Annotated in this window: 16 protein-coding genes; 7 read left to right on the top strand and 9 right to left on the bottom strand. The window is 71.5% G+C overall.

Annotation, left to right across the window (positions count from 1 at the left end):
• Positions 1–180 precede the first annotated feature (180 nt).
• The 3 genes from aceB to SLV14N_RS08125 form a co-directional block, all read right to left on the bottom strand.
• Entirely contained in the window at positions 181–1,809 is a 1,629-nt protein-coding gene (gene aceB / locus SLV14N_RS08135; protein WP_208680380.1) for a malate synthase A, read from the bottom strand.
• Positions 1,810–2,086: 277 nt separating this feature from the next.
• Positions 2,087–2,665 (bottom strand): NTP transferase domain-containing protein, encoded by a 579-nt coding sequence (locus SLV14N_RS08130; RefSeq protein ID WP_263273063.1) that lies wholly within the window; start codon positions 2,663–2,665, stop codon positions 2,087–2,089.
• A gap of 158 nt (positions 2,666–2,823) precedes the next feature.
• Positions 2,824–3,048, bottom strand: a complete 225-nt coding sequence (locus tag SLV14N_RS08125) for a hypothetical protein (RefSeq protein WP_208680379.1) — start codon at positions 3,046–3,048, stop codon at positions 2,824–2,826.
• Positions 3,049–3,394: 346 nt separating this feature from the next.
• On the opposite strand from SLV14N_RS08125, the gene SLV14N_RS08120 reads away from it, so the two are divergent.
• Positions 3,395–5,257, top strand: a complete 1,863-nt coding sequence (locus SLV14N_RS08120) for a serine/threonine-protein kinase (RefSeq protein WP_263268790.1) — start codon at positions 3,395–3,397, stop codon at positions 5,255–5,257.
• 236 nt (positions 5,258–5,493) lie between these two features.
• On the top strand, positions 5,494–5,787 hold the full coding sequence (locus SLV14N_RS08115; RefSeq protein WP_208680377.1) for a DUF5955 family protein: 294 nt from the start codon (positions 5,494–5,496) through the stop codon (positions 5,785–5,787).
• Positions 5,788–6,021: 234 nt separating this feature from the next.
• On the opposite strand, the gene SLV14N_RS08110 is transcribed toward SLV14N_RS08115, so the two are convergent.
• The gene (locus SLV14N_RS08110) at positions 6,022–6,822 is read right to left on the bottom strand and encodes an IclR family transcriptional regulator (RefSeq protein WP_208680376.1); all 801 of its coding nucleotides are present in this window, start codon (positions 6,820–6,822) and stop codon (positions 6,022–6,024) included.
• A gap of 268 nt (positions 6,823–7,090) precedes the next feature.
• Between SLV14N_RS08110 and SLV14N_RS08105 the strand changes: the two genes are divergently transcribed.
• The 4 genes from SLV14N_RS08105 (at position 7,091) to SLV14N_RS08090 (ending at position 11,583) form a co-directional block, all read left to right on the top strand.
• The gene (locus SLV14N_RS08105; RefSeq protein ID WP_263268789.1) at positions 7,091–7,882 is read left to right on the top strand and encodes an aspartate/glutamate racemase family protein; all 792 of its coding nucleotides are present in this window, start codon (positions 7,091–7,093) and stop codon (positions 7,880–7,882) included.
• Between the two features lie 42 nt (positions 7,883–7,924).
• Positions 7,925–9,472: an NCS1 family nucleobase:cation symporter-1 gene (locus SLV14N_RS08100; RefSeq protein ID WP_263268788.1), complete on the top strand. Its 1,548-nt coding sequence runs from the start codon at positions 7,925–7,927 to the stop codon at positions 9,470–9,472.
• Between the two features lie 156 nt (positions 9,473–9,628).
• Positions 9,629–10,972 carry an allantoinase AllB gene (gene allB, locus SLV14N_RS08095; protein ID WP_263268787.1) on the top strand — a complete coding sequence of 448 codons (1,344 nt, stop codon included), beginning with the start codon at positions 9,629–9,631 and terminating at the stop codon, positions 10,970–10,972.
• A complete protein-coding gene (locus tag SLV14N_RS08090; RefSeq protein ID WP_263268786.1) occupies positions 10,969–11,583 on the top strand; it encodes a hypothetical protein in 615 nt (204 codons plus the stop codon). The genes allB and SLV14N_RS08090 overlap by 4 nt, the downstream gene beginning before the upstream one ends.
• Positions 11,584–11,722: 139 nt before the next feature.
• Here the strand turns inward: SLV14N_RS08090 and SLV14N_RS08085 are convergent, their stop codons facing one another.
• The 5 genes from SLV14N_RS08085 to SLV14N_RS08065 form a co-directional block, all read right to left on the bottom strand.
• Positions 11,723–12,403, bottom strand: a complete 681-nt coding sequence (locus SLV14N_RS08085) for a transcriptional regulator (protein WP_263268785.1) — start codon at positions 12,401–12,403, stop codon at positions 11,723–11,725.
• Between the two features lie 241 nt (positions 12,404–12,644).
• Positions 12,645–15,347 carry a beta-N-acetylglucosaminidase domain-containing protein gene (locus SLV14N_RS08080; protein ID WP_263268784.1) on the bottom strand — a complete coding sequence of 901 codons (2,703 nt, stop codon included), beginning with the start codon at positions 15,345–15,347 and terminating at the stop codon, positions 12,645–12,647.
• 163 nt (positions 15,348–15,510) lie between these two features.
• Entirely contained in the window at positions 15,511–15,699 is a 189-nt protein-coding gene (locus SLV14N_RS08075) for a DUF6126 family protein (protein ID WP_263268783.1), read from the bottom strand.
• A 37-nt stretch (positions 15,700–15,736) separates the two neighbouring features.
• Positions 15,737–16,363: a helix-turn-helix domain-containing protein gene (locus SLV14N_RS08070; protein WP_208680368.1), complete on the bottom strand. Its 627-nt coding sequence runs from the start codon at positions 16,361–16,363 to the stop codon at positions 15,737–15,739.
• A 20-nt stretch (positions 16,364–16,383) separates the two neighbouring features.
• Positions 16,384–17,196, bottom strand: a complete 813-nt coding sequence (locus tag SLV14N_RS08065) for a YqjF family protein (protein ID WP_263268782.1) — start codon at positions 17,194–17,196, stop codon at positions 16,384–16,386.
• Positions 17,197–17,352: 156 nt separating this feature from the next.
• Between SLV14N_RS08065 and SLV14N_RS08060 the strand changes: the two genes are divergently transcribed.
• Entirely contained in the window at positions 17,353–17,802 is a 450-nt protein-coding gene (locus SLV14N_RS08060; protein ID WP_208680366.1) for a ribonuclease domain-containing protein, read from the top strand.
• The last annotated feature ends 74 nt before the right edge of the window (positions 17,803–17,876 follow it).

Below are 17,876 nucleotides of genomic sequence, written 5' to 3'. Positions count from 1 at the left end.
GGCGGCTCACCGTGATCTCCTGGCCGGTCATCCATCCGACTGCCTCTCCACTTGGTGATCACATGACACCACACCGTCCGGGGGCACCCGCTGTGTCGGGCGGCGGCGGCCGGAACGCCGTTGTGCCGCGGCTCCAATACGGAACCGCGGCACAACCGGGATGACGGATGCCGAGCCGGCTCAGACCAGCAGCTCGTACGCGGGCAGCGTCAGGAACTCCGCGTAGTCCGCGTCCAGCGCGACCTTCAGCAGCAGGTCATGGGCCTGCTGCCACTTGCCCGAGGTGAAGGCCTCCTCGCCGACCTCGGCGCGGATGGCGGCCAGTTGCTCCGCGGCGACCGTGCGCACCAGCTCCGCGGTGGCCTTCTCGCCGTTCTCGAAGACGACACCGGCGTCGACCCACTGCCAGATCTGGGAGCGGGAGATCTCGGCGGTCGCGGCGTCCTCCATGAGGCCGAAGATGGCGACGGCGCCCAGGCCGCGCAGCCAGGCCTCGATGTAGCGGGTGCCGACCTGGACCGCGTCGATCAGGCCCTGGTAGGTGGGCTTGGCGTCGAGGGAGTCGATGGCGATGAGGTCGGCGGCCGACACCGAGACGTCCTCGCGCAGACGGTCCTTCTGGTTCGGCTTGTCGCCGAGCACCGCGTCGAAGGAGGCACGGGCCACCGGGACCAGATCGGGGTGCGCGACCCAGGAGCCGTCGAAGCCGTCGCCGGCCTCCCGGTCCTTGTCGTTCTTGACCTTGGCGAGCGCCTTCTCGTTGGCCTCGGGGTCGCGGCGGTTGGGGATGAAGGCCGCCATACCGCCGATGGCGTGCGCACCGCGCTTGTGGCAGGTGCGGACGAGGAGTTCGGTGTAGGCGCGCATGAACGGCGCCGTCATCGTGACCGCGTTGCGGTCCGGGAGGACGAACTTGGCGCCGCCGTCACGGAAGTTCTTGACGATGGAGAAGAGGTAGTCCCAGCGGCCGGCGTTCAGACCCGAGGCGTGGTCGCGCAGCTCGTAGAGGATCTCCTCCATCTCGTACGCGGCCGTGATGGTCTCGATGAGGACGGTGGCGCGCACCGTGCCCTGGGGGATGCCGACGTAGTCCTGGGCGAAGACGAAGATCTCGTTCCAGAGGCGGGCCTCCAGGTGCGACTCGGTCTTCGGCAGGTAGAAGTACGGGCCCTTGCCGAGGTCCAGCAGGCGCTGGGCGTTGTGGAAGAAGTACAGCCCGAAGTCCACCAGGGCGCCGGGCACCGGCCGCCCCTCGAACTGCAGATGACGCTCTTCGAGGTGCCAGCCGCGCGGCCGCATCACGACGGTGGCGAGCTCCTCGGCGGGCTTGAGGGCGTACGACTTGCCGGACGCGGCGTCCGTGAAGTCGATGCGGCGCTCGTAGGCGTCGATCAGGTTGAGCTGCCCGGAGACGACGTTCTCCCAGGTCGGCGCGGAGGCGTCCTCGAAGTCGGCGAGCCAGACCCTGGCGCCCGAGTTGAGCGCGTTGATGGTCATCTTGCGGTCGGTGGGGCCGGTGATCTCCACCCGGCGGTCATTGAGGGCCGCGGGCGCCTCGGCCACCTTCCAGCTGTCGTCGGCGCGGATCCGCTCGGTCTCCGGGAGGAAGTCCAGCGTGCTGGTCCGGGCGATCTCGGCACGGCGCTCGGTGCGGCGGGCGAGCAGCTCGTCGCGGCGCGGGGTGAACCGGCGGTGGAGCTCGGCGACGAAGGTGAGCGCGGCGTCGGTGAGGACCTCGCCCTGCCGTTCGGGGGTGTGCGCGGGGTCGACTTCGACGATGGCCAGCGGGGACGGCGCTGGTGCGGACATGAGCTGTCACTCCATTCAGCGGCGGTGCCCGGCGGCCGCCGGGACACCGGGCGGCACGGGGTGCCGCGGGCTCCCGGATACGGTCGCGGGCGCCGACTGGGTTCAGGGCGCTTCTGACCAGTGGAGACTAGTTTCCTTATCGCGGAACTTCAATGGTTTGTTGACGTCGAGATTCTCAGGGTCGACACAAGTGGTGATCGAATGGCTCTCGGTGCCACGCCGGTCACTCTGCATTACTTCCACCCCGGGTCCGGAGACCGCCGGCCGGTACCCGCTCTCACTCCAGACGGTGAAGATCCTCCGGCGTGTCGATGTCGTACGGCTCGGCGATGTCGGCGCACTCGACGAGGGTGAGGGCGTCCGCATGCCGCTGGAGGTAGCCGCGCGCACCGCGGTCGCCCTCCGCGCCCGCCGCGATGTCCGCCCAGTGGTCGGCACCGAAGAGCACCGGGTGGCCGCGCCGGCCGCCGTACGCCGCGGAGGCGAGCGAGGCGCGGCCCTCGTACGCCGCCACCACCCGCGCCACCGCCGCGGCGCCGATGCCCGGCTGGTCCACCAGGGACACCACCACCGCATCCGCCCCGGACTCCGCCAGCGCGGCCAGGCCCACGCGCAGTGAAGAGCCCATGCCCTGGGCCCAGTCCGGGTTCTCCGAGAGGCCGTACGCCGCGAGCTCGGCCCGTTCACGCACGGCGGCGGCGGCCGCACCCAGCACGATGTGCACAGGGTGGCAGCCGCCGTCCCGCAGGGCCCGTGCGGCGTGCTCGACCAGCGGCCGTCCCCGGTGGTCGAGCAGCGCCTTGGGCCGTCCCCCCAACCGCCGCCCGCCGCCCGCGGCGAGCAGCAGGCCCGCCACCCTCCCCTCGGGCCGCCCGGCGTTCCGCGCCCCCTCAGGGGCGTCCGGCCGGGCCCGGTGCGGCTGTTCTCGTGGGTCTCTCGGTGCTGTCGGTGCCATGGGGACTGCTTACCCCATGGCACCGTGCCCCGCGGCCCGTTGGGGCGTGGCCGGCCGGGTCAGGCCGCGTCACCGGCGGCCCGTGGCCGGGGGATGTGCGGTCGGAGCCGGTCGCGCAGATGATGCGTGCGTTCCTCCGCCCGCCGGCGCTCGGCGACATAGCGGTCTATGTGCTCCATCGTGATTTCCGATGCGTCGGACAGGCCGTACGCGCGGCAGATGAGTTGTACGACGCTGTCGCGGCGAGGGTTCGAGCCGTTGTCGGGGCCGGAGTTGGGCTCCATGGCATTCTCCGATCCAGTGATATGCCGGATATTTCCTTGAAAGGGAGAATGCTCCGCCGTGTCCTGCCATACGCACCGGATCGCGTCTGCCCACACCAAAGGGTGCCTGGGGGAACGTATGTGCCGACGCGTCATCAAGCCATTTCTGGGCACCGCGTGTCAGGGCGGTTTGCGGGTGGTACCGGCCGCCAAAACCCGTGGCGAAACCGGCCCTTCGGGCAAGGCGCCACGTTCGTCACCGGCGATGTGAGGGAGTGGCACCTGGCCGGATAAGGTTCTTCCCCGTTGCGGACATCGTGGCTGTCGTGCCGAAGTGGCGGGCCTTTTTGAGTCGGGGGACGTAGTAGTGGTGAACAGTGCGGGCGGATCCGGAATCTTCCAGCCACTGGAAGGTGACGATCCGCGGGCGATCGCGGGCTATCGCCTCACGGCGCGGCTCGGCTCCGGTGGCATGGGGAAGGTCTATCTCTCCTACACGCCCGGCGGGCGGCCGGTGGCCATCAAGGTGATCCGCCCCGAGTTCAGCGAGGACGCGGAGTTCCGCCGCCGCTTCAAGCAGGAGGTGCAGTCCGCGCAGCGCGTGCAGGGCCTGTACACCGCGCCGGTCATCGACAGCGACGCCGAAGGCCCCAGCCCCTGGCTCGCCACCGCGTACGTGCCCGGCCCCTCGCTCGCCGCGGCGGTCACCGGGCACGGCAAACTGCCGGTGCCGGCCGTGCTGCTGCTGGTCGCCGGGATCGCCGAGGCGCTGCAGGTCATCCATGGCGCGGGCATCGTGCACCGCGATCTGAAGCCGTCCAATGTGCTGCTCGCCGCCGACGGCCCGCGCGTCATCGACTTCGGTATCGCCCGCGCCGCCGACGCCACGTCCCTGACCAGCAGCGGCGTCACCGTCGGCACCCCCACCTTCATGGCGCCCGAGCAGGCCGCGGGCAGCACCATCAGCCCCGCCACCGATGTCTTCGCGCTCGGCCAGGTCGCCGCCTACGCGGCCATAGGCACCCCGGCGTTCGGTGAGGGCACCTCGCACGGCGTGCTCTACCGCATCGTCCACGAGGAGCCGGATCTGACCGGACTCCCCGACGAGCTGCGGGAGTTGGTGACCCGCTGCCTGTCCAAGGAGGCGTCGGAACGGCCCTCCGTCGCCGAGGTGATCGCGCTGTGCGGCGCGGCCTCCGGCCAGACGCAGCTGCGCCGCCCCGAGGAATGGCTGCCCACCGCCGTCGCCGCCGACATCACCACGCGGGCCGCCGCGCCCGCTCCTGCGCAGACGCCGCCGCCCCCGCTGGAGGCGCCCACCGCGGCCGCTCCGGCCCAGCCGCCGAACCCGCCCGCGCCGTCGCCGGGCCGGCCGACGCAGCCGCCGGTCCCGCCCACGGCGCCGGCCGCACCGGTGCCGACCGAGCTGAATCACCCGCAGACCCCGCCGCCCGGGTTCGGCCCGGCGGCCTACGCGCCGACCGTCGCCGGGACCGGCGCACCGACGGCCACCGGACCGACCGCCGCCGTACCGACGGCCACCGGACCGGCGGCGGTCGGCCCGACCGCCGCCGTGCCCGCCCCGCAGCCGCCGAAGAAGAAGCGCAAGGGGCTGATCGCGGTCCTGGCGCTGGTCTGTCTGCTGGCCTTCGCGGGCGCCGGCGGTGCCCTCGTCTACACCTTCATGAAGGGCGAAGGCCAGAAGAAGGGCAACCAGGCCGCCGGCGACAGCAAGACGGCGAACAAGGACTCCTCGCCGGCGCCCACCGGGGACCCGACCGCGAGCCCCGGTGACGGCGGGAGCGGCGCCCCGGTGAAGGACCCGACCCCGGTCGACTACAAGACCGTCAACCTGCCCGACGACTACCACATTTCGCTGTCCGACGAGCCGGTCCATCCGAGCGACTCCGACAACGACACGGACATCGACTTCTCGTACACGGACAACTCCTACACGGACGACGAGGTCGACACCGAGACCGGCAAGCTGGTGCTGCTCAACGCCGGCCAGGAGGGCACACTCGCCACCTGCCGCAGCGAGACCCGGTTCACCGACAGCATCCTGACCAAGCGGCTCTCCAAGGGCGCGCAGATGTGCCTCACCACCAAGTACGGCCATGTCGCCCTGATCACCTACAAGGGCTGTGCCCCGAAGACGGACCCCAGCAGCTACATGACCATCGACGTCCGGGTCTGGCGCAACGCGGTGGAGCCCGAGCAGGAGTCCTGAGGCGGGTTGCTGCGCATGGCGTGGGGGGCGCGCTGCGCGGCTCTCGGGGGCCCCAGCGTGCCGTCAAGGAGCCGTCAGGCGTCGGCCACGCCCACCGGATTCACTCGGTGATCCGGTTTTTTCGCTCTCCGTATGGCGCGATCAGCGCAGAGTGGCGTTAACTGGCCCGCATTGTGGAACGGGCAACGGCTTTGGAGGACGCCGTCGTTGTGGAACAGCTGCAGAGGGACAGACGAGTGACCGGGGTCGAGGGCGACGACCCACGGGTCAAGGAACTGCGCGGGGCGGTGGCCCGGCTGCGCCGCCAACTGGCGGTACTTCCCGGGGAGTTACCGGATCGGGTGGCCGCCGATGATGAGCTGGCCGCATTGGACGCGATGGTGAGCCACGGGATGCCCGAAGTGCCCCGGCTGCGCCGTTCGCTCCTGCTGATCGCCGGGGCGGTCGGATCGGTGAGTGCGCTGTCGCCCGCACTGGCAGAGGTGCGCGAGGGTATCGACCGTTTCGGCGAGCTGCCGCACGCCCGGTGATCACCACCGCGCAGCCCGGAACGGACCCCGGCGCACCGGTGTGCCGACCGGCTCGCGAGCCGGGTGGTTGCGCGCCACGGCGGAGTCGTGCGCGGACCAGCGCCGTACGCTGCCTGCCCGCTCGCCCGTGAAGGGCCCGTACGCCCTGCCCGCCCGCGAAGGAGCCGTACGCCGCCTGCCCGCTCCGCGCGAAGGGCCCATACGCCGCCCGCCCGCGAAGGCCCCGCCCCGCTACTACGCCGGCGTCTGATTCGCGAGTGCCACCGACAGCTGCGCCGCGACGTCCTGCAGGACCGGCACGATCTTGTCCGTCGAGGCCTCGGTCACCCGGCCCGTCGGACCGGAGATGGAGATCGCCGCCGAGGTGGGGGAGTTGGGCACCGGTACCGCCAGGCAGCGGACACCGATCTCCTGCTCGTTGTCGTCGACCGCGTAGCCGAGACGGCGGACGTCGGCGAGCGCTTCGAGGAAGCGGTCCGGGTCGGTGATCGTCTTCTCGGTCGCGGCGGGCATGCCCGTACGGCCGAGCAGCGCGCGGACCTCCTCCGGGGGGTGGTTGGCCAGCAGGGCCTTGCCGACGCCGGTGGAGTGCGGCAGCACCCGGCGTCCGACCTCGGTGAACATCCGTACCGCGTGCCGGGACGGGACCTGGGCGACATAGACGATCTCGTCGCCGTCGAGCAGCGCCATGTTGGCGGTCTCGCCGGTCTCCTCGACCAGACGGGCCAGGAACGGCCGGGCCCACGTGCCCAGCAGCCGTGAGGAGCTCTCGCCGAGCCGGATCAGACGGGGGCCCAGCGCATAGCGGCGGTTGGGCTGCTGGCGGACGTAGCCGCAGGCGACGAGCGTGCGCATCAGGCGGTGGATGGTGGGGAGGGGCAGCCCGCTGCTGGTGGAGAGCTCACTCAGGCCGACCTCGCCACCGGCGTCGGCCATCCGCTCCAGCAGGTCGAAGGCGCGCTCGAGGGACTGGACGCCGCCGCTGGCGCCTGGCTTGGCTTCGGCGGCGGAGGTGCTGGCGCTGGACGGCGGCACGGAGCGTTCCTTTCGGGGCGGGGCAGATCGGTCTCGGCTGGCACGTGCGGGCGCCGGGCCCGACCGGAGAAGCCTACCGGTCCCCGTACGCCCGCACACGGACTCTCGCACACTCGTTCCCACCGGTCAGGCTTGCTTTGTCCCACGGAGTGAACCGCCGGGCACACACCTAGCCGCGATCTCTTGACGGTGCCAGTGGCCATAGCTACGTTCTGCTGCGCGAAACATATTGTCCATTCTGTGGAATCCTCCAAATCGCTGGAGCGTCATGCGCATTCTCGTCATGAACCCGAACACCACGGCTTCCATGACCGCTTCGATCCGCGCCACCGCCACCGCAGCCGCCGCCCCGGGCACCGAGATCATCGCCACCGAGCCCCTGTGGGGGCCGGAGTCGATCGAGGGCCACTTCGAGGGCTATCTCAGTGCCGCGGCCGTACTGGACCGGCTCGCCACCCTCGACCTGACCTTTGACGCGCTGGTCATGGCCGGATTCGGTGAACCGGGCCGGGAGGGTGCCCAGGAGCTGCTGGACGTGCCCGTACTGGACATCACCGAGAGCGCCGCCCAGATGGCGATGATGCTCGGCCACGCCTACGGCATCGTCACCACCCTCGACCGTGCCGTACCGCAGATCCAGGACCGGCTGCTGACCGCGGGACTGCTGCAGCGCTGCGCCGCGGTCCGGGGCACCGGGCTCGGCGTCCTGGAGCTGGAGGAGGACACCGAGCGCACCGTCGAGGTGATCATTGAGACCGCTCGTGACACCGTCCGGGCCGGCGCCGAGGTGATCTGTCTGGGCTGCGGCGGGATGGCCGGGCTCCAGGAGAAGGTCGCCGCGGCGCTGGGGGTGCCGGTGGTGGACGGCGTCGCCGCGGCGGTGAAGTTCGCGGAGGCGGTCGTCGGCCTCGGGCTGACCACCAGCATGGGCCGCAGTTTCGCGCCGCCCCGCCCCAAGGCCATCGGCTCGTGGCCGCTCAGCGCCCATCTGTCCCCCGGGTGCGCTCAGGGCTCCCCACGGCCCGCCGAATTTTTTTCCGCACAGACATCAGGCATCTGACAACTAACCCCCTAAGCTCCACCCAACTGCCTGGGAGGACTCGTGACCACATCCCCGAAGGCCCCGCAGCCGGACCCGCGCCTCTTCAACGAGGACCTCGCACCGGCCCCCGAGCGCAAATGGGGCACGTACAGCATCTTTGCGCTGTGGATGTCCGACACCCACGCGATCAGCAATTACGCCTTCGCCTCCAGCCTGTTCGTGCTGGGCCTGCCGGCCTGGGAGGTGTTCGTCGCGCTGCTGGCCGGCATCTCGATCGTCTACTGGCTGATGAACCGCATGGGGCACGCCGGGCACCGGACCGGTGTGCCCTATCCGGTGCTCGCCCGCGCGAGCTGGGGCGTCTACGGCGCCAACATCCCCGCGCTGCTGCGCGCCATCATGGCCGTGGCCTGGTACGGCATCCAGACCTGGCTGGCCTCGACCGCCGTGGTCCTGCTGACCCTGCAGCTCGCGCCGGGCCTGGAGGTCTACCACCACAACTCGGTGCTGGGGCTGTCCACCCTGGGCTGGATCGCGTTCATGGTGATGTGGGGGCTGCAGGCCGTCCTGCTGACCCGCGGGATGGAGTTCATCCGCAAGGTCCAGGACTTCGCGACCGGACCGGTGGTCTGGCTCGTGGTCCTCGCGCTCGCGGTGTACCTCGTCGTCAAGGCCGGCGGTGACATCTCGCTGACCCGCAGCCTCACCGGCCTCAGCGGCTCCGCGCAGCTCGAACAGAGCCTCATCGCGGTCAGTCTGACCGTGGCCACCTTCCTGACCCTGGTCCTCAACTACGCGGACTTCGCCCGCTTCACGCCCGACCACCGCTCCTACCGGCGCGGCAATCTGATCGGGCTGCCGGTGAACTTCACCGCCTTCGCGATGGTCGCCGTGCTGGTCACCGCGGGCACCATCTCCGTCTTCGGTGAGGCGATCTACGACCCGGTGAAGGTGATCCAGAAGATCGACAACCCGGTGGTCACCGTCATCGGCGCGCTGTCCTTCATCGTCGCCACCATCGGCATCAATGTCGTCGCCAACTTCGTCTCGCCCGCCTACGACTTCGCCAATCTCGCGCCGAAGTATCTGAACTTCAAGCGCGGCGGCATGATCACCGCGGTGCTGGCCATCGTCGTCATGCCCTGGAAGCTGTACTCCTCGGCGCTGGTGATCCAGTACTTCCTGGGTGCCCTCGGCGCCTTCCTCGGGCCGTTGGTGGCGATTCTGCTCGTCGACTACTACCTGGTGTGCCGGGGCCGGATCGATGTCGATGCGCTGTTCTCGGCCGATGCCCGGGGGGCGTACTTCTACCGCCGGGGCTACAACCCGAAGGCCGTCATCGCCTTCCTGCCGGCCGCCGCGGTCTCCGCCGCGCTCGCCCTGATGCCGGCCTTCGACGTGGTGGCGCCGTTCTCCTGGATCTTCGGAATGGGGCTCGCCGGCGGGCTCTATGTCCTGGTCTCGGGCCGTGACCGGTCCGCGGCGAGCGCCGCCCCGGTCCCGGACGAAATCATCCCGTCGCAGGTCAGCGCCGCTGTGGCGACGGATCCTGCGGCCTCCGAGGGAGCCGGGGCGGTCGTCGTGCCGGTCCCGGCCGAGGGGTCTTGACGGGCCGGGGTCCGGAGTGAAGACTCATTCAACAGACTGTTGAAACCGCATGTCGCTCCGGCGTGCAGGAAGCGCTCCGGTGCACGGCCCCTCCGGCGGCCGTGCACCCCACGCGCCCGCACGCCACGATGAAAACAGCTACGAGGAGGGGACCGGGTGTCCGAAACAGAGCTGGTGCTGCGCTCCAGGCGCGTCGTCACCCCACAGGGGACGCGCGCCGCGTCCGTCGCCGTCAAGGACGGCAGGATCGCCGCGGTGCTGCCGTACGACGCCCCGGCTCCGGCCGGGGTGCGGGCCTGGGACTTCGGTGATGACGTCCTGCTGCCCGGCCTCGTCGACACCCACGTCCACGTCAACGACCCCGGCCGCACCGAGTGGGAGGGCTTCTGGACGGCCACCCGCGCGGCCGCGGCCGGCGGGGTCACCACCCTCGTCGACATGCCGCTCAACAGCCTCCCGCCCACCACCACGGCCGCCCACCTCGACACCAAGCGCGCGGTCGCCCGCAGCAAGGCGCATATCGACGTCGGTTTCTGGGGCGGTGCCATCCCCGGCAACGTCAAGGACCTGCGCCCGCTGCACGACGCCGGCGTCTTCGGCTTCAAATGCTTTCTGTCGCCGTCCGGTGTGGACGAGTTCCCCGAGGTCGACCAGGAGCAACTGGCCGCGGCCCTCGGCGAGATCGCGGGCTTCGACGGCCTGCTGATCGTGCACGCCGAGGACCCGGGCCACCTGGACGCGGCACCCGAGCCGCACGGCCCCAAGTACGCCGACTTCCTCGCCTCCCGCCCGCGCATCTCCGAGAACGACGCCATCGCCGGGCTGATCGTGCTCGCCCAGCGCCTCGACGCGCGGGTCCATGTCCTGCATCTGTCCTCCAGCGACGCGCTGCCGCTGATCGCCGCCGCCAAGCGCGAGGGCGTCCGGATCACCGTCGAGTCGTGCCCGCACTTCCTGACCCTGACCGCCGAGGAAATCCCGGACGGCGCAACGGAGTTCAAGTGCTGCCCGCCGATCCGCGAGGCCGCCAACCAGGACGCGCTGTGGGAGGGCCTGGCCGACGGCACCATCGACTGCATCGTCTCCGACCACTCGCCGTCCACCGCCGACCTCAAGACCGCGGACTTCGGCGCGGCCTGGGGCGGTATCTCCTCCCTCCAGCTCGGCCTGCCCGCCATCTGGACCGAGGCCCGCGAGCGCGGCCACACCCTCGACGACGTGGTGCGCTGGATGGCCACCGCACCGGCGGCGCTGGTCGGCCTCGACCGGAAGGGCGCCATCGAGCCTGGCCGGGACGCGGACTTCACGGTCCTCGCCCCCGAGGAGACCTTCACCGTCGACCCGCAGGCCCTCCAGCACCGCAACAAGATCACCGCATACGCCGGCAAGACCCTGTACGGCGTCGTACGGTCCACCTGGCTGCGCGGCCGCCGGATCAACGACGGCACCACCCTCGCCGAGCCCACCGGCGCGCTCCTCGAAAGGCCGCACCGCGCATGACCGCCGCCGGCCTTCCCCGCTACACCGGCGACGCCGCCCCGTACCAAGGCGGCGACCCGTACGCCGACTACCGCACCCCCGGCCCTGACGGCTTCCCCTTCACCCAGCTCCCCGACCTGGCCGACCGGCGGCTGGGCGCGGGCGTCATCGCGGCGAACGACGAGTTCTTCGCCGAGCGGGAGAACCTCCTCACGCCCGGTCCCGCCCGTTTCGACCCCGAGGCCTTCGGCCACAAGGGCAAGATCATGGACGGCTGGGAGACCCGGCGCCGCCGCGGCACCGGCAACGACTGGGTCCGTTACCGTCTCGCCGAGCGCTCCGTGATCCGCGCGGTGGAGATCGACACCGGCTGCCTCAAGGGCAACTCGGCGGGCTGGGCGGCCCTGTTCGGCCGTGACGGCGAGGGCGGCGACTGGACCGAACTGCTGCCCCGCACCCGCCTGCAGCCCGACACCGTGCACCGCTTCCTGCCGGCCGGGGCACCGCCCGTCACCCACGTCCGGATCGACATCTTCCCCGACGGCGGCATCGCCCGGCTGCGCCTGCACGGCTCACTCACCGCGGACGGTATGCGCCGCCTGGCCGCGCGCCACGAGGAGCTGAGCGGCTGACCACGACGGGCCCAGCAATTCTGATGCCCTGTCAGAGTCGCCGGGCGGTCATCCCCGGCCGGAGGGGATCGGCGGCACCGGCCGTGGGAACCCGCGCGCACGCCCCGGCGGCTCACTCGGCTCACTCGCCTCACTCGGCTCACTCCGCGACGGAGTCCCAGAACATGAGCTCGTACGACTGGAGCAGCCGGCCGTAGCGGTGCGCCGTGGCCGGCTGCGCCTGGCCGGTGTCGAGGCCGTGCTGCACCGCCTCGCGCGCCTTCTCGTCGACGGCCGGCGCCGGCTCGGCGAAGAACGCGAAGAAGCCCCGGGCCGCTTCGGGGAAGCCGTAGTGGTCCCGCATCGCCGCCGCGACGATCGCGCAACAGCCGCCCCAGGAAGCGAAGTTGGCGGTCAGCGCGATCGCCACATCGGCCGGCTCGCCGCTCAGCGCGAGCCGCGCCGCATAGGACGGGTACGCCTGACAGCCGGGCCGCGGCTGGTACTCCGTGATCTCCCGCTCGCTCAGCCCACAGGCGTCCGCCAGCCCGGCCAGCCGCTTCAGCGCCCGCGTCTCGCCCTGGGCGAGCAGATCGAAGAAGTCGGCGACGGGCGGGTCACCGTCCGCCCGCCGCGCCAGATGCTGGAAGCTGACGCGGTCGGCCGCGATCACCTGGTGCTGTTCGAGGGCGAAGGTGGCGAACACGGAGCGCGGCGCCGCACCCGCCTCGATCTGCGAGACCAGCCGGTTGGCGGCGGAGTCCGGGGCGAGCGCGCGGACCGCGTCGTCCAGCACGGCGGCCGCGGTCGGGCGGGGGGCATCGGGAGCGGTTCGGGCCATGGGGCGGTCTCCTCCGGGGCGAGGGCGGCGGCCAGCACCTCAGATTAGGGCGCGGGGCGGGGCCGCGGGGGAGATGGCGCGACGCCACCGGGTGGAACGCCGCCCGCCGCCGCACGGGAAACGCGGCACACCGCCGGGCGTGCCGCGTCCCCCGTGCACCGGGCGGGGCCGGCGCGCCCCCACCTCCCGGCGCACAAGCACCCCTCAGGGCACAAGCCCCCCCCCAGGGCGCAAACGCCCCTCAGCGCACCACCACCTCATTGACCTCGGGCGCCGCCGTTCCCTCCCGCCATGTCAGCCGGACGCCCTCGACCGGGCCGTCGCCCGCCGCGAGCCGCGTATAGGCGCCGGACAGTGTGCCGAGCGTGCGCCAGGTACCACCCGTACGGACCTCGACCTTCGCCGCCCCGGCCGGCGCGCCCCGCGGCCGCAGCACGACCACGGAGTGCGCCGTACGGGGCGCCTCGGGCGTGAACTCCAGCGCCTCACCGGGCTGTGCCGCCCGCGCCGCGCGGTAGACGGTCGCCGGATCACCGTCCGCCGCCGACCGCAGCGCGCTGCCCTCCGCCGCGGGCGGGCCTCCGGCCACCGTCACCGCTTCGGCCCCGGCCACCGCGAACTCCCGCACCACCAGCCAGTTGTCCTGCGCCTGAGTGGCCCGTGCGCGGACGTACCGGGCCCGGGCACCGGCCGGCGGCTCGACCCGCACCTCGGCCTTCCCGTCGAACGCGGCCAGCCGCTGCCAGTTCTTCTGGTCCGACGAGTACTCCAGGACGCCGTGCCGCAGATAGTCGTCCGGGCTGCCGCTCTTGCCCATCGCCAGGGTGACCGTGCCCAGCGGACGCTCGGCCTGCAGATCCAGCGCCACGGAGGAACCGGCCTTGGGCGCCGCGCCGCTCCAGAAGTACGTGGCGTCATCACCGTCGGTCATACGGGAGACCGCGTTGTCCTGGTAGACGGAGAGATCCGTCGACGCCTTGGGGCGGCCGGTGACGCCCAGCGCCCGGTCGTGCGCGGCCACCGCGTCCTCGACGAAGGTGTCCAGCACCCCGTCCGCCACCAGTACCGGAATCCTCTTCCCGGCCATGTCCACATACACGAACGACCTGGCCGTCTTCACCAACTCCGGTATCCGCTGCCGCAGTTGCCAGGCCTGCGCGCCGTCGCCCGCCTTGGTCGCCTCGATCAGCCGCAGCGCCGTACGCGCCGCGACACCCCAGGCCCGGGTCGCGTCCAGCCACGGCTCACTGTCCTGCACGAAGCCCCGGTCGGCGAGCCGGTCGCGCAGCACCGCGGGCGCGTCCTGCAGGTTTTGCAGCACCGCATCGAGCCGCCGTGCGTCGCCGTCCTTATGGAACTCCTCGATGGTGGCAGCCAGTTCGGGTGCCTGCTGCGGATTGAGTGACGAGGAGTAATGGGCGTCCGCGAAGGCCCGCAGCGCCCGTGCCGTACGGGCGTCACCACCTGCCAGCTCCTCGATCGCCGCGCCCCAGGACGTCCGGGCGTCGTACGCCGTGTCGTTCCACGTGTAGTCGGCGACCGTGTACAGCGCGAGCTTGGACGCCGCGGGCTGGATCATCGGGTTCGCGGTGATCCCCGCCAGCTGCCCCGGCAGCCCCTTCTCCCGGCCGTTGAACGGCCCGAGCAGCAGCCGGTTGGTCACATAGTCATTGACCGGGTAGTTGTCCCACGTCAGGATCCGGTGCCCGAAGACCTCCCGGGCCTGCCGGGCCTGGGCGACGGTCATCGTCGGCGCGATCACCCCCACCCCCGTCCACTCCACCAGCACATCCTTGTCCAGCTGGGTGGCCAGCGCCTTCTTGTACGGCGACGGCTTCACGTCGTAGTACTCGGTCGGCACCATCTGCAGCGGCTCGGCACCCGGATGCCCGGCGATGAACTCCTGGTTGACGCGGTTGAGCAGATGCGCCTGCGCGGCACCCGCCGCCCCGCCGCCGGTCCCGAACCGGTCCTTGTCCGCCGCACAGTTCCAGTCCGTGTAACTGATGTCGTCCAACGGCACCGCGAAGGTCCGCACACCGATGTCCCACAAGGTCTCGAACTTGGCGGTCAGCGCCCGGAGATCCGCGTCGGAGCTGTAGCAGACGGACAGCCCCGGGGAGAGCGCATAGGTGAACTCCACATGCCGCTCGCGCGCCCGGTCCACCAGCTCCTCGATCTGCGCCAGTTGCTCCGGGGGATACGGGTCCCGCCACTTCTCCCGCAGATAGGCATCGTCCTTCGGCGAGTACACATAGAGGTTCATCTTGTGCGCACCGTAGAAGTCGAGCTGGTCGAGCCGGGCCCGGTGCGACCACGGGGTGCCGTAGAACCCTTCGATGACGCCGCGCAGCGGGGTGGCCGGCCAGTCCCGTACGACGGTGCCCGGCACCTGGGCGCCCGGCCGCTCCCGCTGCGGCAGCAGCTGCCGCAGCGACTGCGCGGCGTAGTACGTGCCGGTGGCGTCCTTCCCGGACAGCGCGATCCGCCCCTTGCCGACGGCCAGCGCATAGCCCTCGGCGGGCAGCCCCTCGGGGCCGCGCGCGCCCAGCTCCGTCAGCGCCCGCGCCGCGCCCGCACCGTCCACATACACGGTCAACTGCCGGCCGTCCGGCTGCGGGCCGCCCGGCGCCCGCTCGGCCCGCACGACCCGCTGCGCACCGGCGTCCTTCAGCGACTTCTCGACGACGGCCAGCGCCCGCGCATCGGCGCGCGGCCCGGCGACGACGGTCACGGACGGGGTGACGGTGACCCGGTCGGACCGGCCGTGGACGGACCGGGGCGTGGGGGAGATGGCGCGGGAGGCGGAGCCCCCGGGACTGTCCCGGGCGCCGTCCCGTCCCGCCTTCCCTCCGGCGCCCGGCGGCCCCGCCATGCCCGTCAGGGGGAGCACGGCCAGAGCCATGGCCAACGCGGTGGCCGCCGCGGTGCGCTTACGGTGCATCCTTCGGTCCTCCTCGGTGCGGCGAGGTTCAGGGACGAGAGTCGTGCGACCTCTTCGCGCCAGCAGGCTTCACCTGGCCACCACACCGGGGCAATGGACTTTCGGGCCGAAGGGATGGACGTTGCCGCTCCCCGGAGCACCCCGAGCACCCGCGGGGCGCCCCCTACCGGGAATTCGCGGCGATCACCACAAGGCTCATCATCGCCAGCAGCACATGCGTCGCAATGACATAGATGAACACCCGCACATACAGCCCGCGCGGCGGCTTGTTCTCGACGTACTTCCGCGTGGGCACCGCCTCGGACTGCGGTTCCGACGACGGGGGAGTGGCAGGAATGGTCTGATCGGGCACGACGTGGGGTCCTTCCCTCAAGAACGGTGCCGAGGGCTCACAGCCCGCGGCGCCTCGTGTCGTCGCCGAGGCACAGCTCGGCGGCCCCGCTCTGCAGCAGCGTGTGGACGAACAGCAGCTCCACCCCGCCCGGCGAGGCGGCGGCGATACGGTGCGGGGTCAGCGAGTCGAAGTGCGCCGCGTCCCCCGGCTCCAGCACCTGTACGGCAGCGCCGAGCGTCAGCCGCAGCCGCCCCTTGAGGACGTACAGCCACTCCTCGCCCGGATGGACCCGCACCAGATCGCCCTGCGCCCGCTGCGGCACCCGCACCCGCAGCGCCTGCATCGCCCGCCCGGCACCGCCCACGGTCCAGTACGTCCAGCCGCCGGCCTCCGACGCCTCCGCCCGCCCGGCCCGCACGATCGGGTCCCGCTCCGGAGCGGTCTCGCCGAGCAGCTCGGATACCGTGGTGCCGTAGGTACGGGCCAGCGCCAGCAGCATCGGCAGCGAAGGCTGGCGCTGACTGGTCTCCAGCCGCGACAGATGCGCGGGCGAGAGCCCCACCAGCCGGGCCGCGGTCTCCAGTGTGAGACCACTGCGTCGCCGCAGGTCACGCAGGCGCGGCGCAACGGTGGACAGCTCGTCCGGCGGATCGCCGGCGGGCTCGTCGGGGAGCTCGGTCATATCCCCGGTATAGCGAGCTTTCACCCCTCGGGCAAAAGATTTACCTCAGAGGCAAAAGAGCTCTCTCGTGCCGGGGCGGGGCTGCCGCCCGGGCGGGCGGGCCGTCCGAAGCGCACGGGGACGCCTGGCGAATAGAGCACGCTCGCCGGTGTCCCGCACGGCTCGGGCAGGCCCGCGGCCGTCACCAGGCTCTCGTGGCACTCGATCAGCTCGGCCCGGTGCAGGGGCCACCTCGGGTGGGTGTTCGGCAGATACACCGGCCGTCCGAAGAAGCTGCTGTGCATGCCCCAGCGTGCGGTCAGGAAGTGTTCGAGCGCGGTGGGCTCCTCGATCTCTTCACCGAGCCGTATCGTCAGCCTGCTGTGGGCGCCACGCGGGCCGGGCCAGCGGCGACGGCTGTGGTAGCTGATGGTGTCGGCCCGGCGGCTGATGCTCATGCGGGACCACAGATACGGCAGTCGGAGAAAGGTCCGTGCGATCGCCACGGGGATGAGGCGGGAAGCGTCGAGCGAGCGGAAGACCACGCCTCGGCGCCCGGAGGCATCCACGGTGTAGAGGCGCACGTTCGTCTCCGGGAAGGTGCCCAGATACGGCACGCCGGGCAGCCGGAACCATCCGACGCGGTGCATACGAAAGGCGACCAGGCCGACGTAGGTGGCGCCGTCGAGCGTATCGGGGACCGTACCCGCGGGCAGGAGCGGCGTGACGTCGGCCGGGTCGACGGCCCAGTGCACAAAGGCCAGATCCAGCCACGACTGAGTGAGAAGAGGGCGCGGTGTCGCGTGCACGGGGGCCGGCGTTATGGGTTCCGGGGCGAGGGGCGTAGGCGGCACGTCGGCAGCATCGCACACCCCCCTGTGCGGCTCTGGGGGTGGGGCCGCGATATGCGGATATGTGCGGCAGTTGGTGGGGTGGTCTTGTGAACTCCCGGAAAACTTCCGCCTGTTGGCATTGACAGGATCATGTCTACGCGCGTCATTCTGGAGGGCATGAGAATCCCCCCACGGATCACCAGGTTCGGCGCCGTCGGCGCCCTCGCTTCGGCCCTTCTCATCGGCGGGACCGCGGTCACCGCCACCCCCGCCGTCGCCACGACGCACACGGCCACCTCGTACGCCGCGACGGCGCATGTGGCGTCCGTGCACGTCCAGGACGTCGGCAAGGTCTGCTACTCCAAGCTGCCTTCGCAGGCCCATGACACCCTCGACCTGATCGAGAAGGGTGGGCCCTACCCGTATCCGAAGGACGGCACGGTCTTCGATAACCGGGAGGGCATCCTCCCGTCCCAGGGCACCGGCTACTACCACGAGTTCACCGTCATCACTCCGGGCTCGCCCGACCGCGGTGCGCGTCGCATCGTGACCGGCGAGAAGAAGGAGGAGGACTACTACACCGCCGACCACTACAAGACGTTCGACCTCGTCGACCGCGGCTGCTGAGGCCGACCGGACCGACGGGCCTCGGCCGGCCGGCCGAAGCCCGGCAGGTGAGCGGCCGGCCGGATGTCAGGGCA

The organism is Streptomyces sp. Je 1-4 4N24 (genome assembly GCF_026239515.1).
GTDB lineage: Bacteria > Actinomycetota > Actinomycetes > Streptomycetales > Streptomycetaceae > Streptomyces > Streptomyces nigrescens.
Note: the sequence above shows the minus strand (reverse complement) of the source record. Positions and strands in the feature narration are given on the sequence as shown.